At 48.3% G+C, this 23,069-nt stretch carries 23 protein-coding genes; 1 reads left to right on the top strand and 22 read right to left on the bottom strand.

Annotation, left to right across the window (positions count from 1 at the left end):
- Positions 1–21: 21 nt before the first annotated feature.
- The 14 genes from spoIIE to pth all read right to left on the bottom strand — a co-directional run bounded on the left by spoIIE (position 22) and on the right by pth (position 15,747).
- The gene (gene spoIIE, locus ACWGXJ_RS00265) at positions 22–2,529 is read right to left on the bottom strand and encodes a stage II sporulation protein E (protein ID WP_023986443.1); all 2,508 of its coding nucleotides are present in this window, start codon (positions 2,527–2,529) and stop codon (positions 22–24) included.
- 505 nt (positions 2,530–3,034) lie between these two features.
- A complete protein-coding gene (locus ACWGXJ_RS00260; protein ID WP_014279051.1) occupies positions 3,035–3,559 on the bottom strand; it encodes a S1 domain-containing RNA-binding protein in 525 nt (174 codons plus the stop codon).
- Between the two features lie 123 nt (positions 3,560–3,682).
- Positions 3,683–4,012 (bottom strand): FtsB family cell division protein, encoded by a 330-nt coding sequence (locus ACWGXJ_RS00255; RefSeq protein ID WP_013308137.1) that lies wholly within the window; start codon positions 4,010–4,012, stop codon positions 3,683–3,685.
- A 4-nt stretch (positions 4,013–4,016) separates the two neighbouring features.
- Positions 4,017–4,595 (bottom strand): spore cortex biosynthesis protein YabQ, encoded by a 579-nt coding sequence (gene yabQ / locus ACWGXJ_RS00250; RefSeq protein ID WP_013308136.1) that lies wholly within the window; start codon positions 4,593–4,595, stop codon positions 4,017–4,019.
- Positions 4,592–4,876 (bottom strand): sporulation protein YabP, encoded by a 285-nt coding sequence (yabP, locus tag ACWGXJ_RS00245; protein ID WP_025721693.1) that lies wholly within the window; start codon positions 4,874–4,876, stop codon positions 4,592–4,594. Before yabP ends, yabQ begins: the two co-directional genes overlap by 4 nt.
- 177 nt (positions 4,877–5,053) lie before the next feature.
- On the bottom strand, positions 5,054–5,332 hold the full coding sequence (locus tag ACWGXJ_RS00240; RefSeq protein ID WP_016818913.1) for an RNA-binding S4 domain-containing protein: 279 nt from the start codon (positions 5,330–5,332) through the stop codon (positions 5,054–5,056).
- Positions 5,332–5,604: an HU family DNA-binding protein gene (locus ACWGXJ_RS00235; RefSeq protein WP_007428028.1), complete on the bottom strand. Its 273-nt coding sequence runs from the start codon at positions 5,602–5,604 to the stop codon at positions 5,332–5,334. Before ACWGXJ_RS00235 ends, ACWGXJ_RS00240 begins: the two co-directional genes overlap by 1 nt.
- 333 nt (positions 5,605–5,937) lie before the next feature.
- Positions 5,938–7,437: a bifunctional methyltransferase/pyrophosphohydrolase YabN gene (gene yabN / locus ACWGXJ_RS00230; RefSeq protein ID WP_452565912.1), complete on the bottom strand. Its 1,500-nt coding sequence runs from the start codon at positions 7,435–7,437 to the stop codon at positions 5,938–5,940.
- Positions 7,438–7,595: 158 nt separating this feature from the next.
- Positions 7,596–9,254 (bottom strand): putative polysaccharide biosynthesis protein, encoded by a 1,659-nt coding sequence (locus ACWGXJ_RS00225; protein WP_452565911.1) that lies wholly within the window; start codon positions 9,252–9,254, stop codon positions 7,596–7,598.
- 141 nt (positions 9,255–9,395) lie between these two features.
- Positions 9,396–9,938 (bottom strand): stage V sporulation protein T, encoded by a 543-nt coding sequence (gene spoVT / locus ACWGXJ_RS00220; RefSeq protein WP_061831843.1) that lies wholly within the window; start codon positions 9,936–9,938, stop codon positions 9,396–9,398.
- Between the two features lie 167 nt (positions 9,939–10,105).
- Positions 10,106–11,224 carry a foldase protein PrsA gene (locus ACWGXJ_RS00215; RefSeq protein WP_452565910.1) on the bottom strand — a complete coding sequence of 373 codons (1,119 nt, stop codon included), beginning with the start codon at positions 11,222–11,224 and terminating at the stop codon, positions 10,106–10,108.
- Complete coding sequence (gene mfd / locus ACWGXJ_RS00210; RefSeq protein WP_023986436.1) at positions 11,208–14,735, bottom strand: transcription-repair coupling factor; 3,528 nt, start codon at positions 14,733–14,735, stop codon at positions 11,208–11,210. Before mfd ends, ACWGXJ_RS00215 begins: the two co-directional genes overlap by 17 nt.
- A gap of 134 nt (positions 14,736–14,869) precedes the next feature.
- The gene (locus ACWGXJ_RS00205; protein ID WP_013308128.1) at positions 14,870–15,100 is read right to left on the bottom strand and encodes an anti-sigma-F factor Fin family protein; all 231 of its coding nucleotides are present in this window, start codon (positions 15,098–15,100) and stop codon (positions 14,870–14,872) included.
- Positions 15,101–15,186: 86 nt separating this feature from the next.
- On the bottom strand, positions 15,187–15,747 hold the full coding sequence (gene pth, locus ACWGXJ_RS00200) for an aminoacyl-tRNA hydrolase (protein ID WP_250259972.1): 561 nt from the start codon (positions 15,745–15,747) through the stop codon (positions 15,187–15,189).
- Positions 15,748–15,821: 74 nt separating this feature from the next.
- Here pth and ACWGXJ_RS00195 point away from each other — a divergent pair, with 74 nt between their 5' ends.
- Complete coding sequence (locus ACWGXJ_RS00195) at positions 15,822–16,022, top strand: hypothetical protein (protein ID WP_023986434.1); 201 nt, start codon at positions 15,822–15,824, stop codon at positions 16,020–16,022.
- Positions 16,023–16,090: 68 nt separating this feature from the next.
- Here the strand turns inward: ACWGXJ_RS00195 and ACWGXJ_RS00190 are convergent, their stop codons facing one another.
- From ACWGXJ_RS00190 to yabG, 8 genes are all read right to left on the bottom strand, one after another.
- On the bottom strand, positions 16,091–17,044 hold the full coding sequence (locus tag ACWGXJ_RS00190) for a ribose-phosphate diphosphokinase (protein ID WP_013308125.1): 954 nt from the start codon (positions 17,042–17,044) through the stop codon (positions 16,091–16,093).
- 59 nt (positions 17,045–17,103) lie between these two features.
- Positions 17,104–18,501 carry a bifunctional UDP-N-acetylglucosamine diphosphorylase/glucosamine-1-phosphate N-acetyltransferase GlmU gene (gene glmU / locus ACWGXJ_RS00185; RefSeq protein WP_081112517.1) on the bottom strand — a complete coding sequence of 466 codons (1,398 nt, stop codon included), beginning with the start codon at positions 18,499–18,501 and terminating at the stop codon, positions 17,104–17,106.
- A 346-nt stretch (positions 18,502–18,847) separates the two neighbouring features.
- Complete coding sequence (gene spoVG / locus ACWGXJ_RS00180) at positions 18,848–19,135, bottom strand: septation regulator SpoVG (RefSeq protein WP_007428016.1); 288 nt, start codon at positions 19,133–19,135, stop codon at positions 18,848–18,850.
- 175 nt (positions 19,136–19,310) lie between these two features.
- Positions 19,311–20,138 carry a pur operon repressor gene (gene purR / locus ACWGXJ_RS00175; RefSeq protein ID WP_013308122.1) on the bottom strand — a complete coding sequence of 276 codons (828 nt, stop codon included), beginning with the start codon at positions 20,136–20,138 and terminating at the stop codon, positions 19,311–19,313.
- A 181-nt stretch (positions 20,139–20,319) separates the two neighbouring features.
- Positions 20,320–21,174: a 4-(cytidine 5'-diphospho)-2-C-methyl-D-erythritol kinase gene (ispE, locus tag ACWGXJ_RS00170; protein WP_069290753.1), complete on the bottom strand. Its 855-nt coding sequence runs from the start codon at positions 21,172–21,174 to the stop codon at positions 20,320–20,322.
- A 144-nt stretch (positions 21,175–21,318) separates the two neighbouring features.
- Positions 21,319–21,498, bottom strand: a complete 180-nt coding sequence (locus tag ACWGXJ_RS00165; protein ID WP_007428013.1) for a small, acid-soluble spore protein, alpha/beta type — start codon at positions 21,496–21,498, stop codon at positions 21,319–21,321.
- Between the two features lie 162 nt (positions 21,499–21,660).
- Positions 21,661–21,942 (bottom strand): biofilm formation stimulator Veg, encoded by a 282-nt coding sequence (veg, locus tag ACWGXJ_RS00160; RefSeq protein ID WP_013308120.1) that lies wholly within the window; start codon positions 21,940–21,942, stop codon positions 21,661–21,663.
- Positions 21,943–22,143: 201 nt separating this feature from the next.
- Complete coding sequence (gene yabG, locus ACWGXJ_RS00155; RefSeq protein WP_061831846.1) at positions 22,144–23,040, bottom strand: sporulation peptidase YabG; 897 nt, start codon at positions 23,038–23,040, stop codon at positions 22,144–22,146.
- Positions 23,041–23,069: the final 29 nt, after the last annotated feature.

Below are 23,069 nucleotides of genomic sequence, written 5' to 3'. Positions count from 1 at the left end.
AATTTCCCGGGCAATGTCGGCTTAGCTCACCGTCCGTGGACGTTCCAACCACCTCATGCCAGGTACATGGAGAGTTGCCCACTCTGGGCGGAAGTGGTCGATTTTACTAACAACTACAGTCATATCATCATAGATTTGATTTTGCTGGTATCGAATAACCCGTTCTAGCAAACAGTCGGCCAACTGCTGAGGATCTTCGCTTTCAATTTCCTGGATCATGCGTTTCATCCATATTTCCTTATTAACCGCGTAACCCGGTGAGTCGTATATACCGTCTGTAATCATAATGAGAATATCGCCCGGCTGGAGCTGCAGTGATACCAAATCAATTTCAATATCCTGTATAATGCCAATCGGCAAGTTGCTGGCAGATACAGGGATGACCTCCTCCCCTCTTTTAATAAAGCTCGGCGTAGACCCAATCTTCATAAAAGTTGTCTGGGCCGTGTACTGATCAATCAGCGCCATATCGACCGTAGCATACATTTCTTCAGGTGATCGCAGCATCAGGACAGAGTTAACCGACTTGATCGCCAACTTTTCGTCCATACCCGATTGCAGTAATTCCTCCAAAATGTTAAGTGCTGCACTGCTTTCTTGCTGCGCGCGCTCTCCGTTCCCCATACCATCACTTAATGAGACTGCAAAAGTCCCGTTCCCTAGCTCCATCATGCTGTAGCTGTCTCCTGAGAAAAAATCGCCTCCTTTGGCGGCACTAGCTACCCCTGTAGCAATCTCATACGTTTTAGCGGAGCCGAACATGACTGTAGCCAAGCCTTGGCGGCGATCTGCCTCCGTTTCGCGCATCACAGCTATATGCTCGTCCAGAATGTCCGACAGAAGTGGAGCAATGATTTTCCGACATTCATCAAATCCCCTTGTATAGGCATGGACAATCTCAATTTCTACCTGACCTGCATCCAGATTAATAATCTCAATAGATTGGATGGACAAGCCCAGTCTATCAAGAGCCTCTCGTATTTGCTCCTCCTGCCGATGCATGGTCTGTCCTTCCCGCTGAATTTCTCGCGCTAAATCCTCCATAATTTGTGATACACCCGATAGCTGGTCAGCAACAAGCTGACGACTATCGTATACTTGGCGCTTCCACTGCATATTATGTTGGTAGAGGCTATACTGCTGCTTCATCACTTGCAGGACAGCGCCCGTTTTAGCACATGCCTTGCTCCATTGCGGGGGGATCTGTTCCGGCTCCAAATCGGGGTTATCCTCAATGGCGCTCATCATTTCCGTCATATACTGATGGGTTTGCATAAACTTGCCGTCCCAGCACTGCTCACACTTGAAGCAGGAGGCACATGTCCCTTCTGCCACCGCATTCATAAAGTGTTCGATTTCTCCGTCCGACTTCGTGCTCTCACTCGCAGATATCTGGTGAAAGCTGCGGGATAGCTGACTGAATACACGGGAAAACTTCGTTACCCGCTCTGCGGTGAGATCGCGGACCCTTTTGGCATATTCATGCTGAGATTTGGCGTGGTCCTGCGTACCGGGAACATAGGTAGAAACCGCTTTAAAGAAACTTTTTGGGGTCATTAAGAATAATAGAATCGCCGCACAACTCTCCCAAGTTGACGTCAGCACGTCTCCGGTTCCGTCCAAATAGATCGTCAGAATTGAGGAGCCTAGCAGCATCCCAAGCGCAACAGCACCCTTTTTCCCTTCACGCAGCATCCCTGCCAGCAAACCTGCAAAAGCGAGTAAACTCATCTGCACAATTGCAGACATATTGGCCAAGCTTAAAATTAAACCGGTAATTACACCGACCGATGCGCCCAGCGAGGCACCTCCCACCAGAGCAAACACCAAGACCAAATATCGCGATAGTACATGATCGACAGACAATGAATGAACAGTCCAGCCTACTGCTCCCGTCATCACAGAGGCTAATAAAATAATAAGACATAAAATTTCCTCATTCTTGAGCTGGCTTGTCTTCTTGCGGTACGTAAACAACGGTATAGCCTGCGTGAACACCAGCGTGAGCATAAAACTGAGAACCGCATCCGTTCCCACAATGATAAGCTCATACCATGTAAAAGTTGGAGCCATCACGGCGTTAAATAAATTGACCATAAACACCGACAAGAAAACCATAAGCGGGGCATAGGATAATTCCAGACGGTCGAAGGTTCGTAGTCCGCGATACAGGAGATAAAATACCAGTAGCTCGCCACCAATCATAAATAACGATGGGTAAGGAGCTAACAGGCTGCCTAACACAACGGATACAGCTACAGGCAGCATCAGATCACGCCGAAGAAACGTTATGACCGCAAAATAAGCGAGGGCAAACGGAGAAAGCTCGTCCAAAATAGTGGCGCGTCCCAGTAGAACTCCCATAGCTGACAATAGCAGCATCCATCTTTGCGCGGTTACCCATTGCACCACTTTATGTGAATCCAGCCGTTTCTTGAGTCTGGAAGACCACCCTTCCGTACGCTCTTTGGATTTGGACTTTCTAGATTTTAACCCCGGAAAATGTACCACGTTCCATTTCTCCATCATGCGTCAGGCACCCCATTCATCAATTTGATGTTCTCATCTTAAACCGGAACGACTGAGAAAGTTTGTCAGAACCCCACGTCTTATTCCAAGAAATTTCCGACAAAAAAACGTTCTGCGCGAAAGGACAGAGCATCACTCTGAACATCAAGCTACGCCCGTATGGAAGCCGATGGAAGAAGCGCCCCGCTACTCCTTATATGACCTCTCGATGTCGTTCATCCAGATGTCCAATCTAGCGATTTGCACAGAAGATAGACGGAAAACCGTTGGAGTTTGTCGGACGATTATGTCCTCACGACAAAAAAAACATCCGCTTTCCAGCATCGAATCTCTTTTCTTCTTCATCAAAATTGCGAATCTCATAAATGCCCGTACGACTAACCACTGGATTCAGCGCCCACAATCGCTGCTTATCGCATCTGTTGTCGGTAGAACGCAAAAAAACCGTAGCAGTCTCTCGACTGTACGGTTTTCCGTGTATGATTGATACGGTTGTCAAAGTGAATTAAACACGCTTCGCGCCGCGTCCTCCGCGTTTACCTTCGGTGTTCTTTTTCAGCGACGAAATGCGTTCCTCACTATCTTTCAGGAAGCGTGACATTTTATCCTCAAATGAAGGTTTACCCGGTGCAGGCTTGAAAGAACGGCCTCCACGATCGCGGTTGAAACCACCGCCACCACCACCGCGTCCTTGACTTGGACCTGAACCTCCACCGCCGAAACGGTCGCCTCCGCCTGGTCCTCCTGTACGCTCCGGTCTTGGAGCTCTTGGGGGACGGGCTTCACTTGCCGGCTTGTCAATCGTTTGCTTAATGGAAAGTCCGATTTTGCCATCTTTGTCAACATTAATGACTTTCACCGTCACAACATCATTAATCTTCAGGTGGTCGTTAACATCCTTAACATAGTTATCGGCGATTTCCGAGATGTGAACGAGACCCGTGACACCTCCAGACAAATCCACAAATGCTCCAAAATGCGTGATGCCTGTCACTTTGCCCTCTAACTTGGTGCCCACTTCAATTGCCATAGAATAAAATGATCCTCCCTTAAAATATACAACCGATTTTTTTGCAAAAAAATCCCGCTGTGGTGATTTGATTATACAAAATGGCGGAACCAAGGTCAACTAAGCATTGGCCCGATAATGTTCCTATTTCTGATCTCCGATGATTGGCGTCTCTTCCGGTTTGTAAAGACCGTACTTGCTTCTGGCAATCTCGCCAATGTACTCAGGGTCCTTGAGACGATTCACTTCGGTTTGAAGCTGTTGTTCCGTTTGTGTAGCAGCTTGCTTCTGCTTTTCCTTCTGGGTGAGCTGTTCACTTCGATCGGCCATAATCATGCCTTGAGAAAAAAAGGTAAAAATTGCCCAACTACCAAAGGCGGCAAGCGATAGCAACCAAATCATGATTCGCCTGCGCCCGCCCGCGTTGGACTTGGACGTAGAAGATGAATGGCGATCTACAGACGAATTACGCATGATACTACCTCCTTCCAAACCATCTTTTCGCTGTGTTTTTCAGTCTGATACCCAGCTTTACGAGCAACTCTGGAGTCTTCCAGCGTGCTTTAAGCGGACCGATCAGCCATAGGATCGGCTTCCAAACCGGCATCAGGATGTATATCAGCATCCTTCCCAGGAACACAATAAGTGCCCATGTCCATCCGACCAGCTTGCGTAACAGCCGATACAGCGCTAACACCGGAAGAACAATCAGGATGCGCAGTATGCTGTTCACGATCAACGTCAGTCTGCGAACTATCTCTAATAACATTACCACAAAACGTTGGGTTGTAACACTAAAGGCCCAAAAATAGAGCCAAACCCCCAAAAGTAGTCCTAAAAAGACATAAAACCGCAGCTCACCGCGATTACTCGCGTATAGCACACGGAAAATAAACAAAGCCGAGGCCACCCAGTAGAGCACGTCCAACATATGAACGCTCCAGCGGGCAAAATGAAAGCGGATGGACAGCACCCGGTAGCTGTCAAACACCACTCCCATGGCTATGCCCGACAACAGCATCCACGTCAACGTCAGCCATTGCGTGTAAGGGTTCATTTGAAGATCTTGCCGAATAGGCTTTTTCCGTTTTTGGCCGGGGCCCCGGGCTCCAGGTAGACGAGGGAAGTAATCAAACCTTCAATGGACAACAGCCCCTCTTCTAGACTGAGGTTTTTGATATGTAAATGTTGTCCGCGAATGGTGAGATGGCCCAGCTCGGTCTGAAGCAAAAATTCTTCACTGTCAAAGCTCTCCACATTGCTGACGCCTGAAATATCGAGTTGCTTGCGGCTTTGCATGCGCAGATCATGGTGCTTGGACTTCCCTTGTTCAATCATGGCATGTACCCCTCCTTCTGTTCTTAGCTTATGAAGGGGGCCGTATGATTTAGAACCGCTTTTGCTGTTAATCAGCATATGATGGACGAAAACTCGTCATTAAAGAAAAAAAGCACTCCTTCATAAAATAATGAAGGAATGCTTTCATGTACAGTTATGAGAAAATCAGAGGTCTGCTTACCAGTTCAAACCATTGTCCCTGGCAATAGGCTCTTCCTTTACCAAAGTGTACATACTTGCAGCCTCGTCCTTGCGTGTAGTGTCGGCGAGCCGTTCCACTCGCACGGTCACCAGCTTCTGGCCAAACTGGACGGTAATTTCATCGCCTACTTTGACCGCACTGCTCGGCTTGGCTTCGCGTCCGTTCACCAGCACTCTCCCTTGTTCGGAGACGTCCTTGGCTACCGTACGCCGCTTAATCAGCCGCGAGACTTTCAAGAATTTATCAAGACGCATTAGTTAACGGCTTCTTTAAGCTTATTACCGGCTTTAAAAGCAGGAACGGTCGATTCTGGAATTTCAATCGTGTTACCGGTTTGTGGATTGCGGCCTGTACGGCTGGAACGCTTGCGTGTTTCGAAAGTACCAAAGCCGATCAGTTGCACTTTGTCACCGCTAGCAAGTGCATCTGTAATTTCACCAAGAACGCCATTCAATACAGCTTCAACGTCACGTTTGCTCAAACCGCTTTTGCTGGAAATATTGTTGATCAGATCTGTCTTGTTCATAAGATAAAAGCCTCCCAAATGTCAAAAAATAATCATCACGCTGCATGTCCATTTATGGAGCAGACGTGAGGTCCAACTGTGGCCGAAGCCCTCCTGAATGTCACTGTAACACGCTTAACTATAAGCTACAGTTATTTTCAGAATTACTACAAGTTATTCTGGCTTGTCCGTAAAAATCCTGCAATGACAGGCGTTTTTTTATTCGACCCCAGTTAAGCCAACATCCTACTACAAAACTCTGTCCATTGGCAAGTCTTCTCAAACTGGGCCTTCTTTCAACCCTGCATATGTCTCATTTTACTGGTCTGTGCAGCCAAAAGCGAATGTGTGGAATCACGCTTTGCCAAGGAGCTTTTTGGCTTCCTGCCAGTAAGTCTCCATTTCATCTACGCTGCTTTCTTCGGGACGACGCCCCTGCTCGCGTAATTTCTGCTCAATATACTGGAAACGGTCGACAAATTTGCGATTGGTGGCGGACAATGCCTCTTCTGGATCTACTCCCATGAACCGGGCTGCATTCACGGCAACAAATAACACATCGCCTAACTCCAGCAACTGGGCTTCCACGGCATGCCCTTCACGAACCGCTTCCTTCAACTCAGCCACTTCTTCGTCTAATTTATCAAATACGCCCTCAATGCTATCCCAGTTAAAGCCTACTTTAGCTGCTTTCTTCTGGAGCTTGTACGATTTCATAAGAGCAGGCAGATCACGTGGAACCCCATCCAGTACGGAAGGGTATGCTGCCGTCGTGCCTTTAAGCCGTTTTTCCTCAGCCTTCATCTGCTCCCAGTTTTGCAGCGCCTCTTCCGCATCTTTCGCTTGATTGTCACCAAATACATGTGGATGACGGAAAATAAGCTTATCATTCAGCCCCTGGATAACATCATACACATTAAAGGTTCCGACTTCCTCTTCCATTTGGGCATGCAGCAAAATTTGCAACAACAGATCGCCTAGTTCTTCCTTCATATGCTCAGGGTCGTCCTCATCTATCGTTTCGATGACTTCATACGTTTCTTCGATCAGATTTTTGCGAATCGACTGATGTGTCTGTTCACGATCCCATGGACAGCCCTCCGGGCTGCGTAAAATATCGACAATCTCGTGTAGACGGTCAAAAGAACGCCGTTTCAGTGCCTCATCTTCACTGCGAGGTATGTATACCAAGGATAGGTTCCCGTAGCCCTCTACTCGATCCAGCTCGTACAGCGGCACCTTGTGCACCGCTTCCTCACCTTCCACCCCAAGAGCGTGACCGACATACACCTCATAATCGTCAGGATATCGCTCCATCAGGCACAGCTTTACATCAGATGCCGTGAAGGTGTCATACACCTGTCCGATCAGCGTATGCAGCTGAGGCTGGAGCCAGCTGACATCCAGTGTACCTGCGTCCAACAGCTGGAAACCCTCAATCGGATCAAAACCAAGACGCACAAAAGCTTCATCCAGGAAACTTTCGCCGCCCAGAATGTTCAGATCAATCCCTTGCGCAGGACAACGCTCCTTAAGCAACTGCACCGCTGCTTCTGCAACCATCGGGTGACCGGGAACCGCATAGACGATTTCGCTTCCGTCTGCCGCCTTAGCAGCCGTCGTAATTAATTGGCTGGTAATTTCCTCGTATACCTCTGGAAAGGAATCCTTTGTCTCATATACCTTGTCAAACGACTCAAAAGCCACTTCAAACTCATTCAGCACTTGAACCGCAGGATGCTCCTTGGTCCGCAGATAGAGCGCTGAAGCGCCCCGCATTTTGTTCAATATCCCTATCGTAAGCTGATCCGGATCTCCCGAGCCCAGACCTACGACCGTTAATGTTACGCTCATATTCAATCCTCCGTTTCGCAGAAACAAGGTTCATGCTCGAAAAAATACACGGCCTAACCCGCTTCCGCTTCCTTTGCTTTGGCATTTACTATACCACAAAGTTGTATAGGCTCATAAAATGGCTGTGCCGCTTTCGTACCCTAAGCCCTATGCCTGGGCTACGTCAGTATACGCAGCCTGCGCAGCACGGCTGCCAGCGGGCGTCCGAGCTTGGGCACCGCCACAAGCTCGGCTTCCGTGATCAGCCTCAAGCGTGCGAGGCCGATCACGAACACTACGGCGCCTGCGGCTACGCCCAGCAGGCTCTCCGCGGCTGCCGTGGCACGACCTCCGGCAGCCCACCCCAAGGCACCCAGCACAGCGCTGGTGCCCCACATCGCCGCCCCGGCCGCACCAGCCAGGGCGATAAGCAGTGCCGCCGGCTTGAGCACGCTGGCGGACCAGCTCCCACGCAGGCCTACCAAGCGAGCCAGCAGCACGATGTTGATCACCGCCGCCAGCAGATAGGCGACAGCCCCCGCAATGGCGGCTCCAGCCGTGCTTAGCTGCGGCACGAGCAGCCAGTTTAGCAGCGCCTTGGCTACTGCGGCCGCGAGCATCGCCAGAGCCGGCGCGCGAACCGCGCCAAGCCCTTGCAGCAGCGCAGCCGAGATGATGCTGAGCGTGCCGCCAACGGCGGTTAGCGCCATCCAGCGCATGACCCCGCTGCCGGTGTCGTCCGCATACAGCATCACATTGACGGGCACAGCCAGCACGATCAAGCCTGTCGCAGCGGCTAGTCCCAGCAACCAAAACCAGCGCAGCGATTGCTCGCACTGGCGACGTGCCAGCTCCGTACCGCCGGTTATCCGGGCCTCAGCCAGCGATGGAATGAATAATGCCGACAGGGTGGTGGCAAACATCATGACTAACTGTACCAGCGGCAGACCTCGGTTATACACGCCAAAGGCCACCATAACCGCAGTATCGTCCAAACCCTCCTGCTTTAACAAGCGAGGTACGGTAAATGTGTCTACCAGGCTAATTAACGGAACAGCTAGCGCTCCAAGGCAAACAGGCAAGGCATAACGCAGCAGCGCCTTAAGCAAGGCACCGTTGCTTTCCGCTGGGTGTAGCTCTCCAGTTTGTGCTTGCACTGTCGCCATGTCCGTCCCTTGCCTTCTAGGCCTCTTCCTGTGATTTCGCCAATATAGCAACATGACGACCAAGCCCGCTGCTCCGCCTGCTGCTGAACCAAACACTGCTCCAGCGGCAATCATATCCGCCCCCGCTCCTTGTGACAGCATGAGCAGCAACAGCATAATCATCACGCTTACCCGTATCGCCTGCTCCGTCACTTGGGAGATAGCAGTCGGAAGCATATTTTGCAAACCTTGAAAATATCCTCTCAATCCCGCCATAACCGGCACGAACAAAAAGGCAAACGCCGCCGCCCTCACCGACGGAATGACGTGAGCATTGTCGATCCATTGACCAATGAGCGGCGCACACGTATACATCAGCACGCCCAGGATCAATCCAAAGACACCCAAGACAAGCGAAGATATCCGAGCAACACGTTGCCCCGCTGCCCGGTTTCCCACTGCCTCAAATTCAGCCACAAATTTGGATATTGCAGCCGGAAATCCAGCAGCTGCAATGGTAATGAATAGCGTATAAAAAGGATAAACCGTATTATAAATGCCAAACACGCCGTCGCCGCCGATATTCTGCAGCGGGATTTTTTGCACTGTGCCGATCAGCTTGCTCGCTACTGCTGCCAGTGTCAAAATGACAGCACCCCGTAGCAGCCGCGAAGCGGCGCGATTTTCCTGCATTCTCCGTCTTCACTCCCACCTGAAATATGCATCTTTCACGAGTCCTATTATACCGCCTCTTCTCCCGGAAAGAAAAAAAACCCTGTACAACGTCGGACGGCTTTCGCCATTCTGTACGTCATACAGGGGTGAAACGGGATGTTACTGTTCCATTTGTTTGCCCAGGAAGCCAGCGGCTGTTTCAGCCATTTTGACTTCCATTTCGGACATTTTTACATTTTCGTCCTTGTTCAACAATACAACGGAACCAATGGGATCACCACCGGAAACAATGGGAGCCGCCACAAAGGACGAGAGTGTTTCTTCGTGGTCTCGCGTTAGCTCATAAGAGCCGCTGGCTGTCTCCAGCACAGTTTTGCGATTATCCATACTACCTTCGATAATGCTACCGATTGGCTTGTCCAGAAAATCTTTTTTGGAGCCTCCAGCCACCGTAATAATGGTGTCCCGATCGGTAATCATTGTAATATGGCCCGTGCTTTCAAACAGGGACTCAGCATATTCTTTGGCGAAATCACCAAGTTCACCAATAGGTGAATACTTTTTCAAAATGACTTCTCCGTCACGATCCACAAAAATCTCAAGCGGATCTCCTTCGCGAATTCTCAAGGTGCGGCGAATTTCCTTTGGAATAACTACCCGCCCAAGGTCATCAATACGGCGAACTATACCAGTAGCTTTCATTTCACATGTTGCCCCACTTTCTCAAGAAGAATTTAGTAAACTACTGACGGTATCGAAAGACGCTTCCACTCCCCCAGAAGCGGTCACGAAGAACGTCACGGTCATGGTGTTTATGGTGATATCTGACCATAGTATTCATCTGTTCCCAATTCCTTATGCATGTTCAGTTATTTACCTTCGTTTGTAGCTCCATCTTTGGCTGTTCCTGCGTTGGTATTGCCTGTACCGTTTGTTGTTGCGCCCGGTGTAGTTGTGCTACCGGCATCGGAAGTTGCACCGCTTTTCTCTTGCGTAGCTGGTACTTTCGGCAGATTGATTTTCAAATCAAGTTTTGCCAAATCATTTTCGGTAAAGTTTTGGATACTTTCCCCGGCCAATTTATTTTTCAGGGCTGCCTTTTCGTTGTCTTTCAATTTATCAAACGTTGGCTCATTGCGGGACTCCACTTTGATCACGTGATATCCGTATTCCGTTTCCACCGGCTCACCAATTTTGTTGATCGGTTGAGTCTCAGCGGCCTCTTTAAAAGCAGGTACCCATTGCGCTACGGATGCATTCTCATACAGACCTCCGTTAGACGCAGAACCTGGGTCTTCTGAATATTTCTTAGCAATCGTCGCAAAATCCGCTCCTCCATCCAGCTTCGCCTTCACTTCTTTGGCCAGCTTGAGGGTATCCTCTTTTTTGCGCTGTTTCTTCGTTTTAGGATCTTCGAAGTTAATCAGTACATGACGCACGGTTGCTGTCGTGAATTGATCTTTATTTTTCTCAAATTCCTGTTTTAGCTGATCATCTGTTACTTTGTTGGTTTCGCTGTTGATTACCGTCATTACACGCGTGAAATAATCTTTCACACCTTGTTCGGTCAGTTTTTTATCACTCAGAAATGTCTTGAACTTATCTTCTCCGACTGACTTTTTATACTGCTCCAGCTGTTCGTTCCCTTCTTTGGCACCCTGCTCCTTGGCTTTGTCGTCCGCTTTGGCCGCCAGAAGCTTGTACACCACTTCCTGCTTTACAATTTGCTCCCGTACCTGATCCGAAGCTAACGCAGCCTCATATTCCGGGTAAAGGAATTTCATCATGCTGATTTCTTGGTTGAACTCATTTTCGGTAATGGTTCCACCCTTATAGGTCACGACAACCTTGCTGTTGTCCTTCGGTTCATCCTTGACCTTGTTCTCATCCGCTTGCTTCGTACATGCTGCCAGCACGGATATAGCTAGCAGCGCTGCCATTCCCAAGGAGAGCATTCTCCAAGGTTTTCTTTTATTTAGTTGTGGCATTTTGCAGTTCCTCCTTCAATGTGAATGCTTCTTTCAATGCACTCAAAAATTGTTCCAGCAGTTCTAGCAACTGTGGATCATTTAGACCTTTGCCCTTTATGCGTGCGCTCATAGAAGTGCCCTGTTCAAATTGTACACGTCTTTCAAAGCGATTGCCAATCTCGGCAAGTTTGGCGGTCTGGACCGCCTGCTGGCGCCCTTCATGGAATTTCAGCACTATATTGTCATCCCGTTGCACCATGGACTCGATGCCATACATGCGTCCATATACCTTGAGGCGAGCCACGGCTAGCAAATGACGCACAGCCTCTGGCAGATCGCCAAATCGGTCGACCAGTTCATCCTCCAGTTCAGAAGCCTCGTCAAAGGTGCTGACCGCTGCAACCTTTTTATAAATTTCAATCTTCTGGATGCTGTCATAAATATAGTCTCCCGGCAAGTAAGCATCGACGCCTAAATCTATCGACGTACTCCAATTCCGATTGGACTGATCCTCTTCTCCAAGTACGCTGACTTTACGTTTATTAATTTCCTCAGCCAGCATCTGCGAGTAGAGATCAAAACCGACGGATGCGATGAAACCATGCTGCTCAGCGCCAAGTAAGTTACCCGCTCCACGGATGGACAAATCGCGCATTGCAATCTTGAACCCGGAGCCGAGCTCCGTAAATTCTTTAATCGACTGAAGGCGCTTCTCCGCCACTTCCGTGAGCACCTTATCCCGCTGGTACGTGAAATAAGCATAGGCAATCCGATTGGAACGACCTACACGCCCACGCAGCTGATAAAGCTGAGATAGCCCCATTTTATCGGCATCATGCACAATGAGTGTATTCACATTTGGAATATCCACACCGGTTTCGATAATGCTGGTGCTGACCAGCACATCGTATTCGCCATCCAGGAAATCCAAAATCGTTTTCTCCAGTTCGGTTTCGGACATCTGTCCGTGACCCACGCCCACCTTGGCCTCCGGTACGAGCGCATTGATCTCGGCAGCCATCTCCTGAATACCCTGCACGCGATTATACAGATAGTACACCTGTCCACCGCGTGCCATCTCGCGTTCAATGGCCTCACGAACTAGAGTTTGGCTGTGCTCAACCACATAGGTTTGCACTGGAAAACGGTTTTCCGGTGGCGTCTCAATGACTGACAAGTCACGTACACCCAGCATGGACATATGCAACGTACGCGGAATAGGTGTTGCCGTTAACGTCAGCACATCTACGTTCGTTTTCAGCTTCTTCAGCTTTTCCTTGTGGGTTACGCCAAATCGCTGTTCTTCATCGACAATCAGCATTCCGAGGTCCTTAAACACCAGATCCTGCGACAACAGACGATGGGTACCAATGACAATATCGACCGTGCCTTGCCGGACCCCTTTAATCGTCTCATTCTGCTCTTTGCGCGAGCGGAAACGGCTCAATACCTGAATATTGAACGGATACCCTGAAAAACGTTCACGGAACGTCTCATAGTGTTGTTGTGCCAAAATTGTCGTCGGTACCAGCACCGCTACTTGTTTGCCTTCAATAGCAGACTTAAAAGCAGCACGAATGGCAACTTCAGTTTTGCCGTAACCTACATCACCGCATAGCAGACGATCCATCGGGCGGCTCTGCTCCATATCCTTCTTAATCTCTTCAATGGCCCGAATCTGGTCACGTGTCTCATCATACGGGAACATATCCTCAAACTCTTGTTGCTCCGGTGAATCCTTTTCAAAAGCAAACCCTGGTGCCGACTGTCGTTCTGCATATAGCTTGATCAAGTCATCCGCAATATCCTGAACCGAGCTGCGCACCTTACTTTTAACCCGTGTCCACTCATTGCCACCCAGTTTATAAATCTTGGGTTCCTTGTCCTCTGAGCCGACATACTTCTGAATCAAATCAATTTGTTCAATCGGCACAGACAGCTTATCTCCACCCGCGTAGAGGACATGCATGTAATCCTTATGGATACCGCCAACCTCCAGCGTGCCGATCCCCATGTACTTCCCGATCCCGTGATTTTGGTGTACGACGTAGTCGCCCACCTTCAGCTCGCTATAGCTCTTAATCCGTTCTGCATTGTCCACATGCCGGCCCTGCTTACGAGCTTTCCGCTGCTTCTGGGAAAACATCTCGCCCTCGGTAATGACTGCCAGATGAATAGACGGCATTTCAAAACCGCTTTGCAGATTGCCGATAGCCATCGTCGGCTCATCAATACCGTAATCTTCAAGCACTCGGCGCATCCGGTCCAGACGTTCATCTCCACTTGCCAGCATCATAACCTGCGTGCCGGCTTTGCGCCAACGATCCATCTCCGCCTTGAGCACATTCATTTGGCCATGGAAATCCTGCATTCCTCGGCAGATGAAATTCAAAATATTTTGTGGCTGGGTATGAGGAACCTGACGGAGAAAAATCGACAGGAACAACGTCTGAAATCTCCGGTTGTACAGGAGATTGTCCGCGTCATCTGACAGTTCTAGCTGCGGTAACGTTTTACCGTTTTGAAGCAAATGCAGATTCCATTCTGACTCGTCCCGTTCCAGTTGCTTGGCTGTTTCCAGCATACGTGCCGGTTCGTCAATAATCAGAATCGTATCTTCCGGCATATAGTCTGCTAGGGTTTTACGTTCAGGATACAGCAGGGAGATATATTTATAGATTTCGTCAAAATACACATGCTCTCGCAGCAACTCAATTTCACGATGGATCTCTTCTTTCAGGTGCTGCTTAGCTTGACGATCCGTCATTTTGCCCAGCTGCTCCTCCAACAAAATAGCAGCGGCATCCGCCGCCTGATCCATACGCTGGTTATTCGCAATAACTTCCTTACACGGTGTTACGGTAACGTCCTGAACCTTTTCCACCGAACGCTGATCTTGCGGATCAAACTTACGGATCGAATCGATTTCATCGTCAAACAGCTCCACACGATAACCCCAACGGGTTGTCATTGGATAAAAATCAATAATTCCTCCGCGTACGCTCATCTCTCCACGTGATTCCACACGCTCTACACGCTGGTAGCCCATCTCGACCATATGTAGCAAAAACGCTTCCAGCTGAATCGTTTCGCCTTCTTTCAGCTCAATACGAGCCTCACGCCATGTTTCCGGGATTGGCAGTAAACGTCGGACACCAGAAAACGGCACGACAACAATCCCACGAAAACCCTGGGCGCAGCGTATCAATACATCAATTCGTTGGGACAATGTCTCTGGACTGGATATTGCAGCTTCAGCAGCTACCAGCTCATTAGCAGGATACAATAAAACCTGATCAGGAGAAAGCGCTTCCTGTAAGTCATCTGCTATTTTTTGAGCGGCAAACATATTGTGCGTCATGACCATTAACGGTCGTCCGGTATCTTCGGCAAGCGCGGCCATCAGTACCTGTCGGGAAGAGCCTGATAAACCTGATATCAGTTGTTCCTTCATCCCTGATGAAATACCTGCTGCAATGGATGCATAATCAGCATCCTTCGTAAAAGCCTGAATAAGTGCTTGTAACAAAAAAGGCACCCCTTTATGCTTATAAATAGTTACATGTAAACCGAAAAAGAAGCCTCAGCAATGCTGCCAAGGCTCCATAAGCGGAATTGCCGCTTCACCTCTCAAGCTGGTACATCCTACCAGTTGAATACCTGTTATTGGAGCGGATTAACGAGCAGACTCAGCTCTGGATTATTCTCCAATGCCTGACTGCAATGCTCGCAAATGACTTTGACGGTCACTTCACCACCCGAATTATACGCTATTATATCTCTACGTTCGGCAGGGGTCAAGGAATGGAAGCCCAACCTTTCTTCGGTTATTGCCGCGGAATCAATTCGTCCCAAGAAAGTTCGACAATGTCTGCATACATAATTAACAATCATGTAATGTATATGCCTCCTGAAAGTTTTCTATACCTTTCAGTATGTCCAACAATCTTCCATTTAAGCCCGTCTGCCTACGTCTGAACTTACTTGTTGAATTCAGCCATCGTCCGTTCAAACGGATGATTCAAGCTGTGTTCTAAGGCGTTGCACGTGTCCTCGATCATTCCGGCCAGTAATTCTTTTTCCTTCTTGGGAAAGGTACCCAGAACATAATCGACAATAGCATGCCCAGGCTCCGGGCGGGAAATGCCCATACGAATCCGATTGAAGGACTGCGTGCCGGTATGCTGAATGATCGATTTAATGCCGTTATGACCGCCTGCGCTACCTTGATAACGCAATCTTATTTTACCGACTTCTGTATCCAGATCATCGTACACGACAATCAGATCTTCCATATCGGCCTTATAATAGTCCATATAAGCACGTAGAGACTCGCCTGATAGATTCATATAGGTCATTGGCTTAATCAGTACGGTTTTTACGCCACCAATGTGACCCTCTCCAATTAACGCCTTGCATTTGCTTTGGTTAATCTGGATGTTATGACGCGAGGCAAGAGCATCCAATGCCATAAATCCGACATTATGTCTCGTTTTCTCGTATTGGGGACCGGGGTTGCCCAATCCTACAATCCACTTCATAACTTTGACACCCTCTTTCGCAGTCTTGATTTTTTGGTAAAATAGTTGTATTGAATAGGAAGGTGCGTGCCGGTATGCTCAATCAAGGTGATATCCTCTTATATGACAGCCATTTTCTATATCATTTAAAACATTCCGTTCCTGTCCAGATCTATGACGGGAATGTACATATTCAGATTGGCATCGTTGCGCGTTTTAATGAGCATTTCGTCGAAATAGAGGACACACTATACAATCGTCAACGTTTCACATTCATATCTCGCCCAGGCTTTTAGCCTGACATGCTGATAGGGGTTACCTTTTCCATATGGAAAAGGCAACCCCTTTTTTAATGAGCCAGCGCTTATTCGATTTCAAACAGTTTGCTGATCGACAATTCTTCATGCACACGGATGATAGCTTCTCCCATTAATGGAGCCACAGATAATACCTTCAGCTTGCTTGTCGGATTCGGGTGGACGATCGGGATTGTATCCGTCACAACCACCTCTTTTAATGGCGAATTCTCCAGTCTTTCCATAGCAGGACCGGACAGCACAGCATGTGTACAACACGCATACACATCTTTTACGCCGCCTTCTTTAAGCGCATTTGCACCTAATACAATCGTTCCGGCTGTATCAATGATATCATCAATTAAAATAGCCGTTTTACCCTCAATGTTCCCGATGATGTTCATCACTTCACTGACATTTGGCTCTGGACGACGCTTATCAATAATAGCGAGCGGCGCACTCAGGAAGTCCGCCAGCTTACGCGCACGAACAACCCCACCATGATCGGGTGAAACGACAATCGGGTTCTCAATTTGCTTGGAACGGAAATATTGGGCCAGAATTGGCGCTCCCAACATATGATCTACTGGAATATCAAAGAATCCCTGAATCTGCATCGCATGCAAATCCATGCTGATTACGCGGTGAGCTCCCGCTTTTTCAATCAAGTTAGCGACAAGCTTCGCTGTAATCGGATCGCGTGAACGAGCTTTACGATCCTGACGAGCGTAACCGTAATATGGCATAACGACATTGATACTTTTGGCAGAAGCGCGTTTAAGTGCATCAATCATAACCAATAACTCCATCAAATTGTCGTTAACCGGCAGACAAGTTGACTGCACAATATACACATGGCAGCCGCGTACGCTTTCCGACAGCTTAACCTGGATTTCACCGTCACTAAACGATGTGGTATGGGATTCCCCCATTGGGATGCCGATGTAGTCCGCAATCTGGTGGGCTAACTTCGGATTGGAGTTACAAGTAAATATTTTGAGTTTGGAATCGCAATAAGTCATTAATAGAAACCCTCCGTGCTGGTTCATTCATTACAGATTCAACAGCTTGCTGATTAAGGTCATTCCGATCTTTTCTTCTTCGCTTTGGCACGTGCGCGGATTTTGTCCGCATATCCGACTTTGTTCTCTTGACGTGGTCTGGCAATGGCCAGATCGTTATCAGGGACAGCATGTGTTACAGTGGAGCCTGCTACAACATAAGCACCTTTTCCAATCTTAATCGGGGCGATCAGATTCACGTTGCTGCCAATAAAGGCATCGTCTTCAATTTCTGTAATGGATTTATTATATCCATCATAATTGACCGTTATTGCCCCGCAGCCAATATTTACGTTTGTACCCACCTTGGCATCACCGACATAGCTCAAATGAGACACCTTGGAATGATCTCCAATGGTCGCATTTTTCACCTCAACAAAATCACCAATTTTCACATGTTCGCCAAGCTTCGCGCCTGGACGCAGATAAGCAAACGGCCCCACAGATGTACTGCTTCCCACTTCCGCTTCGTTCAACACCGAATGTTTTACCGTTGCGCCTGAATGGATAATCGTATTCTGAATCTCAGCCTGTGGACCAATCACACAATCTTCTCCGATTTGTGTTTGACCATGCAGCCATGTGTTCGGGTACAGTACCGTATCGGAACCAATAACAACCTCGCTCCCGATATAGGTAGAAGACGGATCAATGACAGTGACACCATTCAGCATATGCTTGCGAACAATGCGCTCACGCATATAGCCCTCAGCTATCGACAAAGCCACTCTGTCGTTAACACCGATGGATTCAGACACATCATCTGTCAAATACGCCTCAACCTGCTCACCTTCACCATGCAAAATACCAATGACATCTGTCAGGTAATATTCCTGCTGTGCATTGGTGTTCGTTACCTTGTCCAGCGCTGCAAACAGCTTGGCATTGTCAAAGCAGTACGTTCCCGTATTGATCTCCCGGACAGCATCTTCCTCAGGTGAACAATCTTTCTGTTCCACGATCTTGAGCACGGCCCCGGAAGCATCACGAATAACTCGTCCATATCCTTTCGGGTCGTCCAACTCAGCGGTCAGAATCGTCGCAGCCGCCCCACGGCTCTCGTGTAGTTGCACCAAGCCCTCCAGCGTTTCCGCTGTGATCAAAGGAGTATCCCCACAAATGACAATGGTTGTACCTTTTTCCTGACCGAGCAAGTCCTTGGCTTGCTTGACAGCATGGCCCGTTCCCAACTGCTCAGCCTGAAGCGCATATTCTGCCGACGGTCCCAAATAAGACTGTACCGCCTCTGCTCCATGACCCACGACGACTACACTTCGGGACACACCGATTTCACGAACCGTGTCGAGCACATGCCCGACCATCGGTTTTCCGCACACCGGATGCAGAACTTTATATAATTTGGATTTCATACGTTTTCCCTGCCCTGCGGCAAGAATGACTGCCAACCTTTCCAACAAGTCCAACCTCCTATCCTGAAAATAACAGTTACCCCTTGGCTAAAACGTTAATTCCCAGATCAGATTTTGCTTAACTTTTCACAATCCTCCTGAAAAATAACGGCGAACCTTTGGTTAATGGCTATTTTTTCAGGCCAGCTTGTGCTGGACATTCATCCCCGGGAGTGCATCGCTGCCTAGTCCCTGTCTTATGAAAAAGCCGCTTCGGCAGCCCGGATGGCTCCAAGTTGCCTTAAAACTGACTGTTAACTCACTAAAGAATATATCTCATTCCAGACAAAAAGAAAAGAGAGCCACAGTTAGTGGCTCTCTTTTTCTTTTGTACCCCAATCCTGCTTTAGGCGAATTAAGCGCCTTCTTCAATAGCAACTTCTTCATCTACAGCTGCACGTTCGTACTCAGTTAATACAGCAGCTTGGATCTTCTCACGGGTTCCTGAAGATATCGGGTGAGCGATATCGCGAAACTCTCCGTCTGGAGTTCGTTTGCTTGGCATAGCTACGAACATCCCGTTATTACCGTCGATAACTCGGATGTCATGAACAACAAACTCGTTATCAATCGTAATGGATGCAATCGCCTTCATTCTTCCTTCTGAGTTCACTCGGCGGAGTCTAACATCCGTAATCTGCATGTGTGTTTCACCACCTTTTTCCAAATAGGACTTGGTGTATACATTCCACACAGCAGTTCGAAATCCTTCTTTTTTTCGGTAATTCGTATCCTAAATTCAGGTAATTTTTTTGAAAAGATTTCTTTTCGACATATTTAGGTATTTTATGATGGATTGTGACAATTTACTGCCCTGTTCACTCATCAAAATAATTGCCCAGCTTGACCGTAATTTGCTTGCTTCGAGAATCGACTGCGGTCAGATTCGCCAGTGAAATATAATCGTGCAGCAGGCGCTCTTCGTTCTCCACCTCGCCCGATTCTACCAGCACACCTACACCGGCCACCTCAGCATCAAACTCAGCCAGCAAGTCGACCATCCCCTGAATGGTGCCACCGGCCTTCATAAAATCATCTACGATGAGCACACGCGATTTCTCACGCATCGCACGTCTGGATAAAGACATTGTATGCAGGCTCTTTTGTGATCCTGAAACATAATTAATACTTACAGCCGAGCCTTCTGTCACCTGATGATCACGCCGTACGAGGACGACTGGCAAATTCAGCTGTGCTCCGGTTGCATAGGCAAGTGGAATACCCTTGGTCTCCACCGTCATAACCACATCAATCTGACGATTGGCAAAAGCGGTGGCGAATATTTTACCTGCTTCGTTCATCATCGCAGGTTGGCCCAGCAAATCGGACAAATACAGGTATCCTCCCGGTAATATGCGGTCAGGCTGCTCCAGTTGCGCACACAGGTCGTTCGCAAACGCAAGCGCATGCTGCTTGGAAAGCCTCGGGATCAGTTTCACGCCCCCTGCCGCTCCCGCCAGCGTCAGAAGCTCGCCAGTGCCCTCATCCTCAAATACTTCCTTAATGATGGCCAAATCCTCGCTTATGGAGGACTTAGCTGCCCCGTAGCGATCCGCAAAATGAGTAAGAGGCACCAGCGTATGCGGCCGTGACAACAAAAATTGCGTCATTTCCACCAATCGTGAGCTTCTTTTAAGTTTTTTCACAACAATTCCTCGCGATCTATTCTCCTGCCGCCCGCTTTGTACAGTAAAGCACCGGCGGACTGGCCGGTTGCTGGCGGAATGTAAGTGATATAGTAAAATCCGAATATTTAATAGTAAATATATCATCTTCGTACGTATTTGTACAACAATTACCACTATAATATGAAAGAAATATCTAAAATCAGGTCAAAAGTCGTACTGCATACACATCTTTACAAAACCCTCTTAGTCCATTGTAAATCCGTGGCACTTTGGCTTCCTTCGATACCAGTCCGAACACTGTAGGTCCACTACCTGACATCAGCACACCGTCTGCTCCTAAACGGATCATGGAGTTTTTAAGATGCTCTACCTCTGGATACAGCTTTAGTGTTACATCCTCAAGTACATTCCCCAGCGCGTTGCATACATCGGTAAAAGAAGCGTTATGGATCGCATGCTCCATCTGGCGGGCAGACGGGTGGTGCGCAATCTGATCTGCTTTGACACGACCATACACTTCAGCCGTCGATACATTAATCGGCGGCTTCGCAAGGATCACCCAGCATTGTGGCGGATTCGGAAGTGGCTTGAGCAGTTCTCCGCGTCCACTTGCTAAAGCTGTACCCCCTGTAATACAGAAAGGTACATCTGAGCCCAGTTCCGCACCCAGCACCCTTAATTCGGCATCCGAAATACCAAGCTTCCATAGCTTGTTCAGTCCACGCAGCGCTGCGGCAGCATCACTACTTCCACCCGCCAACCCTGCCGCCACCGGGATATGCTTATCCAGATGAATGTGGACGCCCGTAGACACGTTATAACGTTCTTTGATCAGACGAGCAGCCTGAAAAGCCAAGTTCTTTTCATCCAATGGTATGTACCCGGCTTGACTTGAAATAATAATGGTATCACGCGGTAACTCAGACATCGTCAATCGGTCAGACAGATCGACCATGGTCATAATCATTTCGACCTCGTGATAACCATCATCCCGCTTACGTAGAACATCAAGCATTAAATTGATTTTCGCCGGTGCTTTTTCATATATTTTCAAGGCGTTCACCCACCTTCAACTTTTCCCTCAAGACAGCTTAACATATTATATCAGACTCAGCGTGTCAAGTCATGAGGTTCAAAAAAGCGGAGATGACCCGGTCTAATCCCGGATATCCCCGCTTTTCATCAGCACCACCGATAGCTACGATTTGCGGGAAGCTGCCTGCTCGGCAAGTTGGATAGCCCGCTTGACCATATTGCCCGCATCCTTGGCTTTAATGCCTCCCCAGCCTTCTTCCTTGACCGTGTCGTAAAATCCAAGATCTTTGGCCAGCTCGTACTTTAGCTCCTCCGACATGACACTCCGTCTTCTTCGGCTCATACATACGCCTCCTTCGGCAATGGAATAAGGAAGATCATTCCCGGCTTAGTATGTACAGAGATGTCATGCTTCATCCTGCTCTGTATATACAAAACGGCCCCGTCATTTGAAATGACGAAGCCGTCGTTAAACCTGCAAAGCTGGTATAAATCACGAAATCAATTAAGGTGTTTCAAAATATTCGACTACACTTGTATGGGAGTCGGGATCATATACGCTGACTTCTACCGACTCGGTAAGAATGTCAGCATAGCTGTAGGAGACACGTTTAAACGTCTGTTGCTCCTGATCCAGCTTGACGATAAAAACAGAAGGGTACGTTTCTTCCAAGACACCAGTTCGTTCGACGGTCTTACGGCGTCCGCCGTTAGCCCGCAGCAAAATTTTTTGCCCTACATGTGCGTCGAGACTGCGTTTGATTTCCAACAGCGTATTTTTAGCCATTGCCTAACGACCACCTCTTTCCTTGTCCATTATAACGAATTTTAGAGGGATTGTCAAATCAAGCTAAATATTATAACAACACGAAAAATAAGTTGTCAATTTAATTTTTTGCGAACAGGAATAATTTATATAAAAAATGACAAAAAGCCTCTGAAAGCAGAGGCTTTTTGTTCAGGTTAATCCTATTGGCACATTTGAATCCTAGATTGCGGAAGGCGTTACTTTAAGCGTTGATAAATTTTCAAGCTTCGGCAGGCCGATGCGATAGCTTCCCCTAGTTTCAATTCCACCCACTCCGCGACTGCCACTGATTGTCTGGTGAAACAGGTCCCCCATGTTGACCGTATCACGGATCGAAGTAAAGGCCGCCTTGGCAGCCACGTAAACGGGGTCCAGCGCGTGAATCAGGATACGCCCTGGTGAGCTGGCGAAGTTTGCTCCCGCACGTAGTAGCGCCTCAAAATGGGACTGGCACGCTCCCGCTACAATCGTCAGCGAATCCAGATGACGTTCATATTGTCTTGCTACCTGAATTGCCGCCACAAAATTTTGCGAATTTTTATAACTTTTCAAGCTGTACAAATCGTAAGGCTGTGGCTGCTTCAGCACACCGTCATGTCCGGTAATGACTACGATATCCGGACGGATACGAGGAAGCAGTCGGTACAACGTGTCCGCCATTGCCGATTCGTGAACGTGATGTCCCTCTGCAGGAACACGGAGCTGTTCATATAAACTGAGACATTTTTTCAGATAGCTGGGATCTCCATCCAGGTGAAGAACCTTTCCCGGCATTTCAAAATACGTTGACTCAACCGGATCACTCCAGTCCCCTACCAGAGCTGCCTGACTACGAGCAGCTTGCTGCTGGCGTGCCCGTTGCAACAGATTAAGAGACTCACCAGCCTTAATGTGGGCCTGCTGAGTCTTACCGCTAATCTGGTCTGCAGGCACTCTGACCAGATCGTTCACCGGGGAATCGGCCAGCAGCCGAAATTCTATTCCCTTAATGATCGCTTTATCCCGCTGGATGTCCTCAACACGAAACGTGACATCTCCACCGTACGATTTCCGAACGACCAAGTCTCCTAAACTCATCACACTGTATCACCCCTCCTATATCGTAT

This window comes from Paenibacillus sp. S33 (genome assembly GCF_053615415.1).
Note: the sequence above shows the minus strand (reverse complement) of the source record. Positions and strands in the feature narration are given on the sequence as shown.

What these genes read in the sequence shown, in the direction of transcription:
- veg (WP_013308120.1), bottom strand. Translation starts at nt 21,942, where the DNA reads ATGGCTAAAAATACGCTGTTGGAAATCAAACGCAGTCTCGACGCACAT.
- ACWGXJ_RS00260 (WP_014279051.1), bottom strand. Translation starts at nt 3,559, where the DNA reads ATGGCAATTGAAGTGGGCACCAAGTTAGAGGGCAAAGTGACAGGCATC.
- ACWGXJ_RS00190 (WP_013308125.1), bottom strand. Translation starts at nt 17,044, where the DNA reads ATGACTTATTGCGATTCCAAACTCAAAATATTTACTTGTAACTCCAAT.
- spoVG (WP_007428016.1), bottom strand. Translation starts at nt 19,135, where the DNA reads ATGCAGATTACGGATGTTAGACTCCGCCGAGTGAACTCAGAAGGAAGA.
- ACWGXJ_RS00215 (WP_452565910.1), bottom strand. Translation starts at nt 11,224, where the DNA reads ATGCCACAACTAAATAAAAGAAAACCTTGGAGAATGCTCTCCTTGGGA.
- ACWGXJ_RS00255 (WP_013308137.1), bottom strand. Translation starts at nt 4,012, where the DNA reads ATGCGTAATTCGTCTGTAGATCGCCATTCATCTTCTACGTCCAAGTCC.
- ACWGXJ_RS00240 (WP_016818913.1), bottom strand. Translation starts at nt 5,332, where the DNA reads ATGCGTCTTGATAAATTCTTGAAAGTCTCGCGGCTGATTAAGCGGCGT.
- ACWGXJ_RS00235 (WP_007428028.1), bottom strand. Translation starts at nt 5,604, where the DNA reads ATGAACAAGACAGATCTGATCAACAATATTTCCAGCAAAAGCGGTTTG.
- ACWGXJ_RS00225 (WP_452565911.1), bottom strand. Translation starts at nt 9,254, where the DNA reads ATGCAGGAAAATCGCGCCGCTTCGCGGCTGCTACGGGGTGCTGTCATT.
- spoIIE (WP_023986443.1), bottom strand. Translation starts at nt 2,529, where the DNA reads ATGATGGAGAAATGGAACGTGGTACATTTTCCGGGGTTAAAATCTAGA.
- ACWGXJ_RS00195 (WP_023986434.1), top strand. Translation starts at nt 15,822, where the DNA reads ATGCTCAATCAAGGTGATATCCTCTTATATGACAGCCATTTTCTATAT.
- yabG (WP_061831846.1), bottom strand. Translation starts at nt 23,040, where the DNA reads ATGAGTTTAGGAGACTTGGTCGTTCGGAAATCGTACGGTGGAGATGTC.
- ACWGXJ_RS00165 (WP_007428013.1), bottom strand. Translation starts at nt 21,498, where the DNA reads ATGAGCCGAAGAAGACGGAGTGTCATGTCGGAGGAGCTAAAGTACGAG.
- ACWGXJ_RS00205 (WP_013308128.1), bottom strand. Translation starts at nt 15,100, where the DNA reads ATGATTGTTAATTATGTATGCAGACATTGTCGAACTTTCTTGGGACGA.
- yabP (WP_025721693.1), bottom strand. Translation starts at nt 4,876, where the DNA reads ATGATTGAACAAGGGAAGTCCAAGCACCATGATCTGCGCATGCAAAGC.
- yabN (WP_452565912.1), bottom strand. Translation starts at nt 7,437, where the DNA reads ATGAGCGTAACATTAACGGTCGTAGGTCTGGGCTCGGGAGATCCGGAT.
- yabQ (WP_013308136.1), bottom strand. Translation starts at nt 4,595, where the DNA reads ATGAACCCTTACACGCAATGGCTGACGTTGACGTGGATGCTGTTGTCG.
- spoVT (WP_061831843.1), bottom strand. Translation starts at nt 9,938, where the DNA reads ATGAAAGCTACTGGTATAGTTCGCCGTATTGATGACCTTGGGCGGGTA.
- pth (WP_250259972.1), bottom strand. Translation starts at nt 15,747, where the DNA reads ATGAAGTGGATTGTAGGATTGGGCAACCCCGGTCCCCAATACGAGAAA.